Below are 15,396 nucleotides of genomic sequence, written 5' to 3'. Positions count from 1 at the left end.
CAATTCCATCATGAAATTGCCCGGTAAAATAGCTATTATGGGTGGTGGTAGTTGGGCCACTGCTTTGGCAAAGATTGTTCTTTCCACACAGGATAGTATCAACTGGTATATGCGCCGCCCCGAACTGATTGAAGAGTTCAAGGAGGTAGGACATAATCCGACCTACCTGACATCCGTGAAGTTCGACACAAGTAAGATCACTTTCTATTCGAATATCAATCAGGCAATTCGTGATTCCGATACATTGATTTTTGCTACGCCTTCCCCTTTCCTCAAGCAACATTTGAAGAAGGTGAAGGGACCGCTGAAAGACAAGTTCATTATATCGGCCATCAAAGGGATTGTTCCCGATGACAATATGCTTATCACCGACTATTTTGCGGAATACTATGGGGTGCCTCATGAGCAGATAGCCATTATCGGTGGGCCATGCCATGCGGAAGAGATTGCCTTCGAACGCTTGTCGTATATAACAATAGCCTGCACGAACAAAGAGAATGCCCGGATATTGTCGGAAGTGTTCAGCAATCATTACCTGAAAAGTTCTTTATCGGAAGATGTGACCGGTATTGAATATGCAGCCGTATTAAAGAATGTCTACTCCATTGTGTCGGGCATTTGCCATGGAATGAAGTATGGAGATAACTTCCAGGCGGTATTCCTGACCAATGCCATCAAAGAGATGCAACGCTTTGTCGATGCCGTCTACCGCATCCAACGCGACATTACCGACTCGGTGTATATGGGCGACCTGTTGGTGACTGCCTATTCGCGCTTCAGCCGCAACCGTACGTTCGGCACCATGATCGGAAAAGGTTATTCGGTCAAGACCGCTCAATTAGAGATGGAAATGATCGCCGAAGGATATTACGGCACTAAATGTATTTACGAGATCAATGAGAAATATAAGGTGGACATGCCGATACTGGATGCCCTCTATCGTATCTTATATGAAAGGAAATCGCCGACTACCGTGATCCGGCAGTTGACAAAAACATTTAATTAATAGGTATTTTAAGATGAAAAAGATCAGTTTAGACATTCAGAAGGTTTTTGATTCCATTACAAAAGAACAGGTATATGCCCAAGAGGCAAAAGCAAAGGAATGCAACGCCCTGCTTGAAAGTGGTCAGGGTGCGGGCAATGACTTTTTAGGCTGGTTGCACCTCCCCTCTTCCATCGCGGAAGCCGAATTGAAAGAGATTGAAGATACGGCTGAAGTGTTGCGCGACAAATGCGACGTGGTTGTCACTGTAGGGATTGGTGGTAGCTATCTGGGCACCAAAGCGGTGGTGGAAGCGTTGAACAACAGCTTCGACTTCCTGCAAACCGAACGCCAGAACCCGGTGCTTCTCTATGCCGGTCATAACATCGGCGAAGACTATCTGTATGAATTGACCGAGTTTCTGAAAGGAAAACAATTCGGTATTATCAATATTTCCAAATCGGGTACCACCACCGAACCGGCGCTTGCCTTCCGTATTCTGAAAAAACAACTGGAAGAAGCAGTCGGCAAAGAGGAGGCGAAACACCGTATCGTAGCCATTACCGACGCGAAGAAAGGCGCTTTGCGTACGCTGGCCAATCAGGAAGGCTACAAAACATTCATTATTCCCGACAATGTAGGCGGACGTTTCTCGGTATTGACGCCGGTAGGTCTGTTGCCGATTGCCGTAGCAGGCATCAGCATTCGCGACTTCGTTTCAGGTGCTGTATCGATGGAGAAAGCCACCGGCACGGATGTTCCTTTCGCGGACAATATGGCAGCGGTGTATGCAGCTACGCGTAATGAATTATACAAAGGCGGAATGAAAATAGAGATCCTCGCCAACTACCACCCGAAACTACACTACATCGCCGAATGGTGGAAACAGCTTTACGGCGAAAGCGAAGGAAAAGACGGCAAAGGTATCTTCCCGGCATCGGTCGATCTGACCACAGACCTGCACTCTATGGGTCAATGGATCCAGGATGGAGAACGCACGATCTTCGAAACAGTTATCTCTGTGGAGAATCCGGATCGCGAAGTATTGGTGCCGACTGACGAAGCAGACCTCGACGGACTGAACTTCCTGGCAGGAAAACATGTGGATGAAGTGAACAAAATGGCAGAACTGGGCACACAGTTAGCCCATATTGACGGTGGAGTGCCTAACATCAAGATCACCCTGCCGGCAGTTAATGCCTACTACATCGGCCAGTTGCTCTATTTCTTCGAAAGAGGATGTGGCATCAGCGGGTATATGTTGGAGGTCAACCCATTCGACCAACCGGGGGTAGAAGCCTACAAAAAGAATATGTTCGCCCTGTTGAACAAACCGGGATACGAGAAAGAGTCGGAAGCGATCCGCACCCGTCTATAATCGTTCTTGCAAGAAATTGTAAATAGCTATTTGAGCGCGTGTCTTCTTCGGATTATCATCGCGCTTAAAACTATTCTGAAGGAGATCATCGATCAAGCATGCCTTTACATTATCCTGTAACTGGATAAGGAGGATGTCGATGATCTCTTTTTTTAGTTTCACGTCGAGAATAGGAAAAGCCGTTTCGATCCGGCGGTTCAGGTTGCGCCGCATCCAGTCGGCCGAAGTCAGGAAAAGATCCTCTTTCCCATTGTTATAGAAGTACCAAATGCGGGAATGTTCCAGAAACATATCGACAATACGGGTAATCCGTATATTTTTACTGTAAGGCTGCCCGGGCACCAAGCAACAGATTCCCCGCACAATCAGGTCGATCTCCACTCCCGCCTCGCTGGCACGGTATAGTTCATCGATCATCTGTTTATCGTGCAGTCCATTCATTTTTAGGACGATTCTTCCCCTGTGCCCCTGCTTTACATGTTCTATCTCCCGCCCGATCATTTGCTTTAAGATAGGCACCATATTGAACTGGGCCACCAACAGATGGTTGAATGTCGGCTCTATCTGCTCGCCTTCCAAGGCGGCAAACACCTTGTTTATGTCCTCTATGATCTCTCTGTTGGCTGTCAACAGCGCCATATCGGAATAGATCTTGGCGGTCTTTTCATTGAAATTGCCGGTACTCAGGTAAGCGAAATCGCGCCGTTTGTTGCCTCCGTCGGTTGGTTTTCGCAGGATAACAGCCACTTTCGCATGCACCTTCAAGCCCGGGATGCTGTAAATAATCTTGATTCCCGCCTGCTTCATCCGTTCGGCTGTCGTCATATTATGCTCCTCGTCGAAGCGGGCTTTCAGTTCCACAAAGACAGTCACCTCTTTGCCATTCTGCGCCGCACTGATCAGGGTGTTGATAACCGCCGAGTTTTCTGCTACCCGATACTGGGTGATCTTGATCGCTTGCACCTTCGGATCGAAGGCAGCCTCCATCAGAAAACGAATCAGGTAGTCGAACGATTGGTAAGGGAAATGCAATAACACATCCTTTTTCTTCACCACCTTAAAGACAGAGCCGGCTTTGTCCAGCGAGGGTATACGCATTGGCGCGGGCGGCTGTTGTTCCAGTTTCTTGCCTCGTGGATTGGGCAATTTAGCCAAGTCCTGCAGATTGAGGTAGCGCCCTCCGACCACCAGATCATCGGAATGGATGCCAAACGCTTCGCATACGAAGGCAAGAAACTCCTCCGGCATGGCGCGGTCGTACATAAAACGGCTCAACGCCCCCACCTTGCGCTTCTTTACTTTGCGGCGAATGCTCTCCAACAGATTGGAACCGGAGACATCTTCGAGGTATATATCCGCATCCCTTGATATCTTTATGCTATAACAGCTATCGATTATATAGCCCGGGAAAACAGTATGCAGGTTGGCCCGGATCATATCGTCGCTAAACATGATATAGTGTTTTCCGTCGTGTTCGGGCAATTCAATGAAACGCGGCACCTTTTCATGCGGAATCTTCATCAGCGCATAGTGATACTCCGGCACATAGTCAGGCTGTTCCTGCTTCTTGCTCTTCTTTGTCATGCGCACCACTAAGTAAAGCCGCCGGTCACGGATAAAGGTGCGTATATCCCCCGCTTGAATCATCACCGGCGAAAGAAACGGAAACACCTCTTCATTGAAATAATCGCGCACGAAGGCTTCATGGAAAGGCCGCGGTTGCTGATCCTGGTAGAGATAGATATTCTGTCGAATCAATTCGGGCAGGATCAATTCCGAAAAGATGCGGTAATACTCCCGTTGCTGCCGGTTGACTTCTCGCGTGATCTCAGCCAGGGTCTCCTCCGCCTCTTCGACACTCTCTTCCGCAAAGCTTTTCTTCATGATGATGCCCCGGTGTTCGGCCACCCGGATCTCATAAAACTCTTCCAGGTTGGAGGAATAGATAGAAAGGAAACGTATCCGTTCATAGATAGGCAGGTTCTCATCTTCCGCTTCCAACAATATCCGGTAGTTAAACGACAACCAGCTAATGTCTCTTCTAAAGTATCTATACATTTCATCCATGGCGTTTCAATGTCTGCGGGTAAAGATATACCTTATTTTTCATTTCAGCCACTTATCGGCAAATCGAATATACTGCTCCCAATCATAATCAGTAACGGCATGTTTCCCGGAGCGGATATGATAGCCCACCCGGTTCATCACCGGCTGATTCACACCGGGCATCCCCTCCGGAGACAATCCCTCGTAGCCATACAAGCGATAGACCTCGCTCGCATAGGCCGCTCCCAGATACTCACCCCGAGGATCAGCCCAACGATCGTCTTCCCCGCTTGCCACATAGAGCGGACGAGGAGCTATCAATGCCAATAGTTCGTGCTGGTCGAAAGGCAGTGATTGCTCATTGTTGCCATATCGTTTGTAATGCTTAGAGAACCAGTGAGGAAACTTCCCGGTTATAATCCCGATCGTCTCCCCGTATCTGCGTTTGGAAAGGGCTGCACCGCCACATCCTGAGTTGTTTGAAATCACGATAGCAAACCGTTCGTCCTGCGCGCCTGCCCAAAGAGCTGCCTTGCCAATACGGGAATGTCCCATCAGGATCACTTTAGAGGCATCCACTTCGGGCGTCGTTTCCAAATAGTCCATCACCCGGCTCATGCCCCAGGCCCAGGCACTCATCGCCTGCGGACTATCCTCCTTCACATCATCGGAGGAATGATAACCAAACAGACGCAACACACTGGCACGATGTCCTCTTACGCTATCAGGGAAGACATCTTGATAATAAGCCGTCACCAATCCATAACCGGCATCCAGTATGCGGTCGACCGACCAGGCACTCTTATCAGAACCACGCCCCTTGTCTGTTGCCGACATCACATCCGCTTCGTCCGTCACCGTTTGGTTTCCATGAAAATTAAAGCCAAAGAAAACAGGCACCTTCCCGCTTGCCTGATTAGGCAAAAACAACAATAGCTGTATACTGCGTTCGATAAAATCGCGTCTGAACACGATCTTTACCTGACGACTGGTTGCTTTGCCGCCAAATGCTTGCGGATTGACCAATTCAGTTTCATAGCGAACAGGTATTTCTTCCGTCGGTGTTACGCCGTACATCTGATTCTGCAGCAGCCCCAGTATTTCAGGACGGCACGATTGTTCCCACTCCTGTGTAGTAGTCACCTTCTCCCCCTGTTCATTCATCAACAAAGGAGATAACACAAAGGCCGGCACCTTCTCTTCGTCATAATTTGCCTCCTGCGCCTGCAACATAGCAACGCTGTATAAAAGAAAAACCAAAATAATACAGATCTGTTTCATGAATCATTTCATTTTCATAGGATATGAAACAAATATAGAATAATTATTCCGAATTCTAACCAGCAAGGAAAATCAATTAAAACAACCATAAACAACAAAGAAGGCGGCACCGAGCTAAGTCGATTGCCGCCTTCCTGAAAGAGTGTTATGTATAAAAAGAAAAAATTAGTTCTCTAACTGGCTTACCAAATAGCTGTTCAGTCCAAATTGCATCTTTACCTGCCAGGAATCTTCTACGGTTTTCTTTTCATACTGCGCGTAGCTCAATAGACTGGAATCCGCGGTGTATTGATAGACAGCCTTTTCTTTGGGAGCATCAAACGCCTGATTTCCCTTGTTCCACTCTGCATAGTCCAAGGTGGCTTTGTTAAATATTTCATCGTAGGTGTAGGTGATCAGGTACCAGTTTTCCCAGGCATGGGTTTGATTATTCCAGCGCGATGCCTTGCATGATGCTCGCATACCTTGGGGCGTGTAGGTGTAATCATACCTCAGATGGCGCTTGAAATCTCCTGTTTCCATTTGTTTGCACACCTCCTTGGAAACGATCTTTCCTTCTACCGTGGAGGTATTGTATAGAAAGGGAGGCAGAGATGTTGATTTTACACTGGCTGATGACGCAAAAGATACTACGAACATAGAGATTAAAACGATGGTGAATACTGACTTTTTCATGACTTTCATTTTTTAATTGTTATTTAATTTGTTGTTTATTTTTAAGCATACCTATGGCTTGTCGAACAAAATACTTGTCCGCTTTATAAAGATTATGTAAGAAAGATTTGACCGATTGGAGGGCCTTTTTATGGGATCACCCGCACTTATCCATCCTCTTTTCTATACTCCAATATATCGGCCGGTTGGCAATCTAACTCCTGGCATATCGCTTCGAGGGTGGAGAAGCGGATCGCTTTGGCTTTGCCCGTTTTCAGGATCGACAGGTTGGCCGGAGTTATTTCAATACGTTCGGCCAATTCCCCTAAGGAGATTTTTCGTTTGGCCATCATTACATCCAAATTGACAATAATACTCATTGTGTTTTGATTAAATAGTTAGTTCTTGTTCTTCCCGCAACCGCAGCCCGATGGCAAATACCTCTGCAATCAGAAAAGCCGATAATCCCAGGATAAAATAAAGGAAGCTGAACGACTCATTTCCTATGGTGCGGTAGCCTTCTATTTCAATCAGTTGGTCAACCAATGTTTTGGAGTAAATAAAGTTGCCGAAATCCAAGACAAAGACCCCCAATAGTCCTACTCCCATATAGCGGATGCGTTTCACATTGATCCAGTCGAAAACGACAGATCGGTTCACAGCAATGATTATTTTGAGAAAATAAACGGCAATCAGGATGATAGCTCCGACGAGGAGGAAGGCGCTGATGGTTTGATACGTCTGGAAAGGTGTATCGGGTGCCACATTAACCGTAGCCGAGCGGATATTTGCCGGCATCACCTCACCTGTTTTTTCGTTTATCAATTCACCTACTGTTGAGCCCGAAACCTCCGGAGTCAGATGAATATCCAGAAACATTACATGTTCCATAGGCGCCTCTTCATAGGAGTTCCATCCATCCATAAAACCTCTTACAAAGCTTGTTCCCAAAAATCCGCTTTGCGCACCGAAAGCAAAAATTATCACAAATGTGATCAAAAGGAGTCTCTTTTTCATTTCTTTTCAATATTTATTAGTTGTTATTCATATCATATTTATCGTTTATCGATATGCAAAGAAATATACTATTTTTGGAACCACCAAACAATTTCGATATTTTTTTATCGAAAAACGATAAATATTTTCCCAAAAACAAGAGAATCCGCTTGGGAAGCCGACTTTCCACACATTCTTTTTTCTGTTTTTCACGCATCTTCTTGAAACAGACCCGGGAAAAGCCCAGCAGATTTGCATCAAATTACTACGTTGATATCATTTTATTGTATATATTCGCATGCGTCTCCAATTGAAAGTCATTGAATGGAAAACAATTTCAACAGGCTATTGCTCGAAGCCATCGAAAGTAAAACCTCTAAGCAACAGAAAATGGCAACCCTGATTGCCGATATTCTCTGCATTGACAAAACGGCGGCCTATCGTCGTATGCGCGGAGAAGTATCTTTTACATTGAATGAAAGCATATTATTAGCCAGCAAGCTGAATATCTCTATCGACGACATCATCTTTAAATTGACAAATAAAGGGGAAGGTCCCAAAATGACCTCGCATTACCCTCAACAATTAAAAATGGGTCTTCAAGAGCCATGGCATATCGAACAAGACCGGCAATTTCTGGACTTGTTGTCCAAGCAGCCCTACTCAGAAATAGGAGTCGCATTGAGCAACATCTCTTCTTCACTTCATTTCTATTATGAGTATCTTGCCCGTTTCTACCTGTTGAAATACAAATACAACTTAGGAGACATCCAACCTTTCTGCCGCGTCAAAGAGGATCCTTTACAAATAGAATACCGACAGGAATTCTATCGTTTGTACAGGAGTATGTCCTATACCTACTATATATGGGACAGTCTGATCACCACCAGCATCACCGATGACATCCGTTATTTCCGCCATATCGGTCTGATAACACAAGAAGAGACGGATTTATTGAAAGAAGACTTGCATCTGTTTTTCCGTAATATGCGCAAATTGGCTGATTTGGGATACTATCCTGATACGGGAAACAAGTTTGAACTCTACATATCCGACACCCATATCGATGTTACCTATGCGTATATGTGGACTGAAAAGATAGAGGTCAGTATGTTCACCGCATTTATTATCCTGACCACCTCTTCCCTTGAAAAAACCCCTTTCATCAATGTAAGCAGTTGGATCAAGTCATTGAAGCGGAGCGCTGTTCAGATCTCTGTCACAAACGAGAAGGAGAGAATTGCGTTTTTCAATACCCAGCATGCGATCGTAGACACTTTATAAAAACAAAAAGCTGTCCCCCAACGGCAACAGCTTTTTGTCTGACACGACAGCAGAACTACCTCTTTATTCAGAGGTCGTATCTTTCTCTTCGAGTTTCAGATTGCCGTTAAAAGAAATACTCTGGCGGTTGACCGGCCGTACCTGGATCGAGGCGTTTCCGTTGGTAAACACCTTCACATCGAACGAATAATTATCTTCCGAAGTTTTTGCCTGAAACCGAATCTCCGCATTCCCTTTCTTGTCGTACTTCAAATCCTTTTCAGTCATCTCTGCACTGAAATGCAAACCGTCACCTCCACCGTAAGGCACACTGTACGCTCTTCCGAAATAGGGCAAATAGGAACGCACCGAATCGTCTTTCAGCTCCAACGAATACGAGGAGGTCAAATGAACAGCCCGCCCCGACATAGGCAACGCCCTGTCGACCTCAATCGTAAACGAACCGCTTTCCACCTGCTCTTTTACCTCTTTGGCCAAGGCCTCTTTCTTTTCTTTTTTGCTTTGTGCAAACAGGGGTTGCGCGCCTCCTACCAATAGGGCAAACCCCAATAGCATCATAAATCTACACTTTTTCATAGGCCGTTTCTTTTACATTAACCAATGGATCTACCTGGAGACCCAATAATAAGGAAAGAGATCTACTGCTTTAACCACAATAGACGAACCCTTTTTTATACATAACAAATTTGGGGGTTGAAGAGTTTTCGTAAAAATTCCTCCCGAATCGTTTTTTTGCCAAAATGACAAAATGATATTTCCGCAGGAGTTTTTTCGGAAAAAGGCAGGACTTTGCGAACAAACTCCCGGGAGTTAGTATTTGTTAACATTTGAAGTGTAAGCAAACAGCCCCTATTTTAACTAAAAACAGCCCCTCCAGCTTACACTTGTGTTTTTCGGGTTTTTGTATTGCGCTCGACTTTTTTATTATATTTGTATACAAATCAAGCGCCTTTTGTATATGAACGAAATAGAAGCCCGCATCAACAGTCTTCGCGAAGAGTTGGAGCAGCATAATTATCAGTATTATGTATCTGCCTCACCAACTATATCGGATCGTGCGTTCGATGAAAAGATGAAACAACTCGAAGCGTTGGAGGCACAACATCCGGAATATGCCGATCCCCACTCCCCCACTCAACGGGTAGGGAGCGACCTGACTAAAGAGTTCAAGCAAGTGGAGCATATCTACCCGATGCTTTCGCTGAGCAACACCTATTCCGAGCAGGAGGTGCGTGATTTCTACGATCGCGTATCCAGGGCGTTGAATGAGCCCTTCGAGGTGGTTGCCGAGTTGAAATACGACGGCAGCTCCATCTCGTTGATCTATGAAAACGGGCGGTTGGCACGTGCCATCACGCGTGGCGACGGAACGCGTGGCGACGAGGTAACGGCCAATGTGAAAACCATCCGTTCGATTCCATTGAAATTAAGGGGAAACAACCATCCGGCTCTTTTCGAGATCCGGGGAGAGATCCTATTGCCCTGGGCGGAGTTCGACCGTATCAACAAAGAGCGGGAAGCGGAAGAAGAGCCACTTTTTGCCAATCCGCGCAATGCGGCAGCAGGCACCCTGAAGCAACAGAATCCGCAGATCGTCGCCTCACGCCGATTGGATGCCTATTTCTACTACCTGTTGGGCGAGAGCCTGCCGGGGGATGGACATTTCGAAAACCTGCAGGCAGCACGTTCCTGGGGATTCAAGGTGCCCGATGTGATCCGAAAATGCCAGACCCTCGAAGAGGTGTTCGACTATATTGCCTATTGGGACAACGAAAGGCGGAACCTGCCGGTGGCCACCGATGGGATCGTATTGAAGGTGAACTCACTTCGCCAACAACGCAACCTGGGATTCACGGCCAAAAGTCCCCGTTGGGCTATTGCCTATAAGTTTCAGGCCGAGCGGGCCGAGACAAGGCTCAACTCCGTCGCATTCCAGGTAGGCCGGACAGGGGCTGTCACACCCGTAGCCAACCTGGAACCGGTCTTATTGGCAGGCACGATTGTCAAAAGGGCTTCCCTGCACAACGCCGATATCATCAAAGGCTTAGACCTTCATTATGGCGATCAGGTCTATGTGGAAAAAGGTGGAGAGATCATTCCCAAGATCGTAGGAGTAAACACCGAAGCCCGCTCTTTCATGATGGGAGAAGAGGTGCATTTTATCAAAAACTGTCCGGAATGCAATACGCCCCTGGTTCGTCCCGAAGGAGAAGCCGCCCATTACTGCCCGAACGAAACGGGATGCCCGCCGCAGATCAAAGGCAAGATTGAGCATTTCGTTACACGCCGGGCGATGAACATCAATATGGGGCCGGAGACTGTCGAAGACCTTTACCAGGCAGGCCTTATTGCCAATGCTGCCGATCTCTACACCTTGCGCATCCAGGATCTGTTAAGCCTGGAACGATGGGCGGAGAAAAGCGCCCGCAACCTGATGGAAAGCCTGCGTGAATCGAAGAATGTGCCTTTCGAAAGGGTATTGTTCGCCCTGGGCATCCGTTATGTAGGCGAAACGGTCGCCAAGAAACTGGCATACGCATTCCATACCATGGAGGCACTCGAAGCCGCCTCGCTGGAAGCCTTGACCGAGGTCGACGAAATAGGCGATCGCATAGCGCAGAGTGTCCTGGCCTATTTGGCAGACGAGAAAAACCGACAAATGGTCGACCGCCTGAAAGAGGAGGGCCTTCAAATGGCAATAGCCGAAGAGAAACTGGCCGGGCGATCGGACAAACTGAGTGGCTTGACCTTTGTGATCAGCGGCACCTTCACCAAACATTCGCGCGATGAGTACAAAGCGATGATCGAGCAGCACGGAGGGAAAAACAGCGGATCGGTTTCCGGGAAGACCGATTACATCCTCGCCGGGGAGAATATGGGGCCGGCCAAACTGGAAAAAGCGGCCAAACTGGGCGTGAAGATTATGAGCGAAGAGGAATTCCTGCAATTACTGAGTTGAACGGTTTGGGAACCTACTGATCCTTTGATCCAAAATCTCCCGCACTTTTTGTGAAGAACTCAGCTTTATTGCTTATTTTTGTCAAGTAAAACTACAAAAGGAAGACTTTCCCTATGGCAGATATAAACTTAAAAGGGATGGGCGTTGCATTGATTACCCCATTCAAAGAAGATGACAGTGTAGATTATGAAGCATTGGGTCGTCTGGTTGACTATCAACTACAGAACGGTACCGACTACTTAGTCGTATTGGGCACGACGGCAGAAACCCCTACACTGACAGAAGAAGAAAAAAAGAAAATTGTCAATTTGGTAGTCACCCGCGTACGTGGTCGTATCCCCATTGTACTGGGAGTCGGCGGCAACTGTACACGTTCCATTGTAGAAAAACTAAAAAACGATGATTACGAAGGGATCGACGCTATCCTTTCTGTAGTTCCCTACTATAACAAACCGTCCCAGGAGGGTATATACCAGCATTACAGCGTGATTGCCAAGGCCACTCGTTTGCCGATTGTGCTTTACAATGTGCCGGGACGTACGGGCGTGAATATGACAGCCGCCACGACATTGCGCCTGGCTCGTGAGTTCGACAATATAGTAGCTGTTAAGGAGGCATCCGGTAATATCACCCAGATGGATGATATCATCAAGAACAAACCGGAGAACTTTCATGTGATCTCGGGAGACGACGGTATCACCTTCCCCTTGGTTACCTTAGGAGCGGTAGGCGTTATTTCGGTGATCGGAAACGCTTTCCCACGGGAATTCAGCCGCATGGTGCGTCTCTCTTTAGCCGGCGATTACGCAAGCGCCCGCACCATTCACCACAGCTTTACGGAACTGTTCGACCTGTTATTTGTCGACGGCAACCCGGCGGGCGTGAAATGTATGCTGCACATGATGGGATACATCAAAAACAAACTGCGCCTGCCATTGGTTCCTACGCGCATCGATACGTTCGAAAAGATACGGAACGTATTGCAGCAACTGAATATTAAGTGTTAGATTTCGGCTTCCTATCCGGCAGCTTCCATCGGTGTCTTATACGGGAAGGTAAACCAGAAGGTGGATCCTACGCCCTCTTCCGAGTCCACGCCTACCTGGCCACCCATTGTATTCACAATCATCTGGCAAAGTGAAAGCCCCAGGCCGGCTCCCTGCATAAAGTGATCCAATTTGATGAAGCGTTGGAACACCTCGGTCAAGCGTTCTTTCGAAATGCCGCATCCGGTATCGGTCACGTGGAAACGCAGCATACCCTCTTCCATCTTATAGCCGAATCGGATACTGCCTGTCTCGGTAAATTTCACCGCATTGGCTAACAGATTGTTCAATACCTGTACCATGAGCTTCTTCTCTACATTCACAAAGCAATAGGGTTCGCGCTCTTCGAACAATACTTCCACGCCCTTTTCCGCTTTGCCCTGGTAGGTCTTTTGTTTCTCTTCCAAAAGGGCATTCAGGTCGACATCTTCGTATTTGAATTCCACCGTGCCGGCTTCCAGTTTGGAGAGATCAAGGATATCACCCACGAGTTGCAACAATAGTTCGTTGTTTGTTTCAATGATATCGATATATTCCTGTCTCTCTTTCGTATCTTCTGTATTAGCCAATATATGGGAGAAGCCGACAATTGCATTCAGCGGCGTGCGTATCTCGTGGCTCATATTGGCTAAGAAGGCGGACTTCAGGCGATTGGATTCTTCCGCTTTGTCTTTTGCCTTACGCAATTCTTCTTCGAAATGCTTGCGCTCGGTTATCACCAAAGAAGAACCCATAATCGTCAGCGGGTTTCCGTTCGCATCGCGCTTCTGCACAATGGCCTGCCCTTCAACCCAATCATATCCTTCCCGATCCTTACGACGCACCCGGTATTCCTCCTTGGCCTTCAAAGCACCCTCTTTTACCAGAGAGGTCCAGGCCGCTTCGATACGGGGACGATCATCCACATGAATGTTTTTCAAATAGTCCTCGGCCGGTATGATGATTTCTTGTTTCTCTATGCCAAGATCATCCTGTGACTTTCCAATGATGATACGGATATCGCTCTCAATGGTATTATCCTGCAGATGCCATTTCCAGGGGATCACATTGGCAATCTCCAATGCCAGGGAGAGTTTATCGTTCACTGTTTGCAACATCTCCTGGGTTTTCAGCAACTCGGTCATATCGACAAAGAAGAGATCCATATATCCGTATTCGCTGGCCGGCGATACAATAATGCTATAATAGCGATCAGCCTCCTTATAATGGAAAGGCTGCACGGCCTTCTCTCTCTTCTTCGACAAAAGATCCCCGTAGATGGCAAGCATATCTTCGTTGCCTTCCTCAAATACCTCACTGCCTTTCCGACCAATAAAGGTGTCGATAGAGGGGAACCATTCTTTAATACCGGGATTCAACTCTTCTACTACAAAATCAACCGGGTTGCCGCGCGCGTCTAAAAGCACCCTGTCCTGTCGGTAACCGATCGGCATATTGGTAAACAGGTCGCCATATTTCTGCAACAGTTTGATCTCTTTATTCTGCATCTTTCGCGTCTGCAGGAAAAGGGTGATGCGAATAACCAGAAAACTCAGAAATATAATAATGGCCAACCCCAAAATAAGGTCTTTATTCTTCTCGAGGAAGGTGAGCGGACGATGGTAGAGATAGGCATTGGCAGGCACCTCGGATATGGCAATACCATGATTCTGCATCGCCATGTAATTGAATGTCGGAATAGGCAGCGGCACCTGCACAAAGCGTTGCTTCGGATTGCCTTCGATCATAGCGTCGATAGCCTGCAGCGATGTCTCCATCACCTGCTCAAAGCGCGAATAGCTGCCTCCGAGCATACCACTCTCCTTCAATCCCACATCATTGACCGTGATGATCGGGTTATTCACATACAAACTGAAAATACGGTAGGCATTTGTCTGAAGAATCAAGTCCAGGTTGCCGGTCAACTCATTATTAAACCAGGTGAAATAAAGAATCCCATTCTCTTTCGGTATGCCTAAGAAACCCTGGATCAGCTCATCGGTTGTCAATTTGTCGGGCGTCAGGTTCTCCAGTTCCCACTCCGGATAGTTTGTTTCGATCTCCCGCGCCACGTCATCACGCAAGCGGGTACTGATATAACGATCATCCGTAATAAAGAAAATCTTATTCACATGAGGTTGCATCTCCTTCATGATCTTCAACGTACCGGGGATATCAAACGGATTATAAACCACTGTCAGGTTCTTCTTCTCGTTAACCAGGTCGGCTAACAGGAGCTGCTCATCCTTCGGTATGCTTTTACGGAACAGATAATTCTCCGCCGGCCCGACATATTCTTCGCGTGCCACCAGCAATACCGGCACCTCCGGCCAGTATTTCTCCAAGTCTTCCCGCAGGAAGCCATACATATCCGCTTCGTAAAGAAGCAGAAACTTCGGAGGATTGGAATAGGTGTTGAACAGTTGCTGTTTGAATCCCTCCACATCGTCCATGCCGCTCATACCCAGGCCATACATATACTGCACATAGACCTTATATTCCGGGTATTTCTCTTCCAGCACTTTCTTTGTCGGAGGTATCATCATTTCACTCCATGCGCATGTTTCGGCATCCGGGTTCAGGATCAGAATATACTCTTCGTCCAGATTTACCTTAGCTTCTTTGGCGTATATAGAATGAAATGAACATAGCAAGATCGAAAGCACTAAATAGAGTTGTCTTTTTAGTAGTAAAGTGTTTGTCTTACTTGTCATTTTCTAAGTCTTATAATTGTCATAAAGGTCATACAATGCTATTTCACACACACATTAATCAGATGCGAAAATAA

At 46.9% G+C, this 15,396-nt stretch carries 12 protein-coding genes; 5 read left to right on the top strand and 7 right to left on the bottom strand.

All coding sequences use genetic code 11. The annotated features are described in order from the left end of the window. Positions 1-10: 10 nt before the first annotated feature. Entirely contained in the window at positions 11-1,006 is a 996-nt protein-coding gene (locus M2137_RS07890; protein ID WP_280765903.1) for an NAD(P)H-dependent glycerol-3-phosphate dehydrogenase, read from the top strand. A 13-nt stretch (positions 1,007-1,019) separates the two neighbouring features. Beyond that, positions 1,020-2,363 carry a glucose-6-phosphate isomerase gene (locus M2137_RS07885; RefSeq protein ID WP_280765902.1) on the top strand — a complete coding sequence of 448 codons (1,344 nt, stop codon included), beginning with the start codon at positions 1,020-1,022 and terminating at the stop codon, positions 2,361-2,363. On the opposite strand, the gene M2137_RS07880 is transcribed toward M2137_RS07885, so the two are convergent. The 5 genes from M2137_RS07880 to M2137_RS07860 all read right to left on the bottom strand — a co-directional run bounded on the left by M2137_RS07880 (position 2,358) and on the right by M2137_RS07860 (position 7,361). Further along, positions 2,358-4,430 carry an RNA degradosome polyphosphate kinase gene (locus M2137_RS07880; RefSeq protein ID WP_280765901.1) on the bottom strand — a complete coding sequence of 691 codons (2,073 nt, stop codon included), beginning with the start codon at positions 4,428-4,430 and terminating at the stop codon, positions 2,358-2,360. The genes M2137_RS07885 and M2137_RS07880 overlap by 6 nt on opposite strands. Positions 4,431-4,469: 39 nt before the next feature. Then, positions 4,470-5,690, bottom strand: coding sequence for an acetylxylan esterase (locus tag M2137_RS07875; RefSeq protein ID WP_280765900.1), 1,221 nt, complete (start codon positions 5,688-5,690; stop codon positions 4,470-4,472). A gap of 165 nt (positions 5,691-5,855) precedes the next feature. Continuing rightward, on the bottom strand, positions 5,856-6,365 hold the full coding sequence (locus M2137_RS07870; protein ID WP_280765899.1) for a DUF3836 domain-containing protein: 510 nt from the start codon (positions 6,363-6,365) through the stop codon (positions 5,856-5,858). Between the two features lie 146 nt (positions 6,366-6,511). Then, positions 6,512-6,724: a helix-turn-helix transcriptional regulator gene (locus tag M2137_RS07865; RefSeq protein WP_280765898.1), complete on the bottom strand. Its 213-nt coding sequence runs from the start codon at positions 6,722-6,724 to the stop codon at positions 6,512-6,514. 10 nt (positions 6,725-6,734) lie between these two features. Further along, positions 6,735-7,361, bottom strand: coding sequence for a DUF2975 domain-containing protein (locus M2137_RS07860; protein WP_280765897.1), 627 nt, complete (start codon positions 7,359-7,361; stop codon positions 6,735-6,737). 303 nt (positions 7,362-7,664) lie between these two features. On the opposite strand from M2137_RS07860, the gene M2137_RS07855 reads away from it, so the two are divergent. After that, entirely contained in the window at positions 7,665-8,624 is a 960-nt protein-coding gene (locus M2137_RS07855; protein ID WP_280765896.1) for a helix-turn-helix domain-containing protein, read from the top strand. A gap of 63 nt (positions 8,625-8,687) precedes the next feature. Here M2137_RS07855 and M2137_RS07850 read toward each other — a convergent pair whose 3' ends face one another. Beyond that, a complete protein-coding gene (locus M2137_RS07850; RefSeq protein ID WP_280765895.1) occupies positions 8,688-9,200 on the bottom strand; it encodes a DUF4251 domain-containing protein in 513 nt (170 codons plus the stop codon). 382 nt (positions 9,201-9,582) lie between these two features. Between M2137_RS07850 and ligA the strand changes: the two genes are divergently transcribed. Beyond that, positions 9,583-11,583, top strand: a complete 2,001-nt coding sequence (ligA, locus tag M2137_RS07845) for an NAD-dependent DNA ligase LigA (RefSeq protein WP_280765894.1) — start codon at positions 9,583-9,585, stop codon at positions 11,581-11,583. Between the two features lie 113 nt (positions 11,584-11,696). Beyond that, positions 11,697-12,590 carry a 4-hydroxy-tetrahydrodipicolinate synthase gene (dapA, locus tag M2137_RS07840; protein ID WP_280765893.1) on the top strand — a complete coding sequence of 298 codons (894 nt, stop codon included), beginning with the start codon at positions 11,697-11,699 and terminating at the stop codon, positions 12,588-12,590. An 11-nt stretch (positions 12,591-12,601) separates the two neighbouring features. Here dapA and M2137_RS07835 read toward each other — a convergent pair whose 3' ends face one another. Beyond that, positions 12,602-15,322: an ATP-binding protein gene (locus M2137_RS07835; protein WP_280765892.1), complete on the bottom strand. Its 2,721-nt coding sequence runs from the start codon at positions 15,320-15,322 to the stop codon at positions 12,602-12,604. Positions 15,323-15,396 lie beyond the last annotated feature (74 nt).

The organism is Parabacteroides sp. PFB2-10, from assembly GCF_029893085.1.
Lineage (GTDB): Bacteria > Bacteroidota > Bacteroidia > Bacteroidales > Tannerellaceae > QVMG01.
Note: the sequence above shows the minus strand (reverse complement) of the source record. Positions and strands in the feature narration are given on the sequence as shown.

What these genes read in the sequence shown, in the direction of transcription:
- M2137_RS07890 (WP_280765903.1), top strand. Translation starts at nt 11, where the DNA reads ATGAAATTGCCCGGTAAAATAGCTATTATGGGTGGTGGTAGTTGGGCC.
- M2137_RS07885 (WP_280765902.1), top strand. Translation starts at nt 1,020, where the DNA reads ATGAAAAAGATCAGTTTAGACATTCAGAAGGTTTTTGATTCCATTACA.
- M2137_RS07880 (WP_280765901.1), bottom strand. Translation starts at nt 4,430, where the DNA reads ATGGATGAAATGTATAGATACTTTAGAAGAGACATTAGCTGGTTGTCG.
- M2137_RS07875 (WP_280765900.1), bottom strand. Translation starts at nt 5,690, where the DNA reads ATGAAACAGATCTGTATTATTTTGGTTTTTCTTTTATACAGCGTTGCT.
- M2137_RS07870 (WP_280765899.1), bottom strand. Translation starts at nt 6,365, where the DNA reads ATGAAAAAGTCAGTATTCACCATCGTTTTAATCTCTATGTTCGTAGTA.
- M2137_RS07865 (WP_280765898.1), bottom strand. Translation starts at nt 6,724, where the DNA reads ATGAGTATTATTGTCAATTTGGATGTAATGATGGCCAAACGAAAAATC.
- M2137_RS07860 (WP_280765897.1), bottom strand. Translation starts at nt 7,361, where the DNA reads ATGAAAAAGAGACTCCTTTTGATCACATTTGTGATAATTTTTGCTTTC.
- M2137_RS07855 (WP_280765896.1), top strand. Translation starts at nt 7,665, where the DNA reads ATGGAAAACAATTTCAACAGGCTATTGCTCGAAGCCATCGAAAGTAAA.
- M2137_RS07850 (WP_280765895.1), bottom strand. Translation starts at nt 9,200, where the DNA reads ATGAAAAAGTGTAGATTTATGATGCTATTGGGGTTTGCCCTATTGGTA.
- ligA (WP_280765894.1), top strand. Translation starts at nt 9,583, where the DNA reads ATGAACGAAATAGAAGCCCGCATCAACAGTCTTCGCGAAGAGTTGGAG.
- dapA (WP_280765893.1), top strand. Translation starts at nt 11,697, where the DNA reads ATGGCAGATATAAACTTAAAAGGGATGGGCGTTGCATTGATTACCCCA.
- M2137_RS07835 (WP_280765892.1), bottom strand. Translation starts at nt 15,322, where the DNA reads ATGACAAGTAAGACAAACACTTTACTACTAAAAAGACAACTCTATTTA.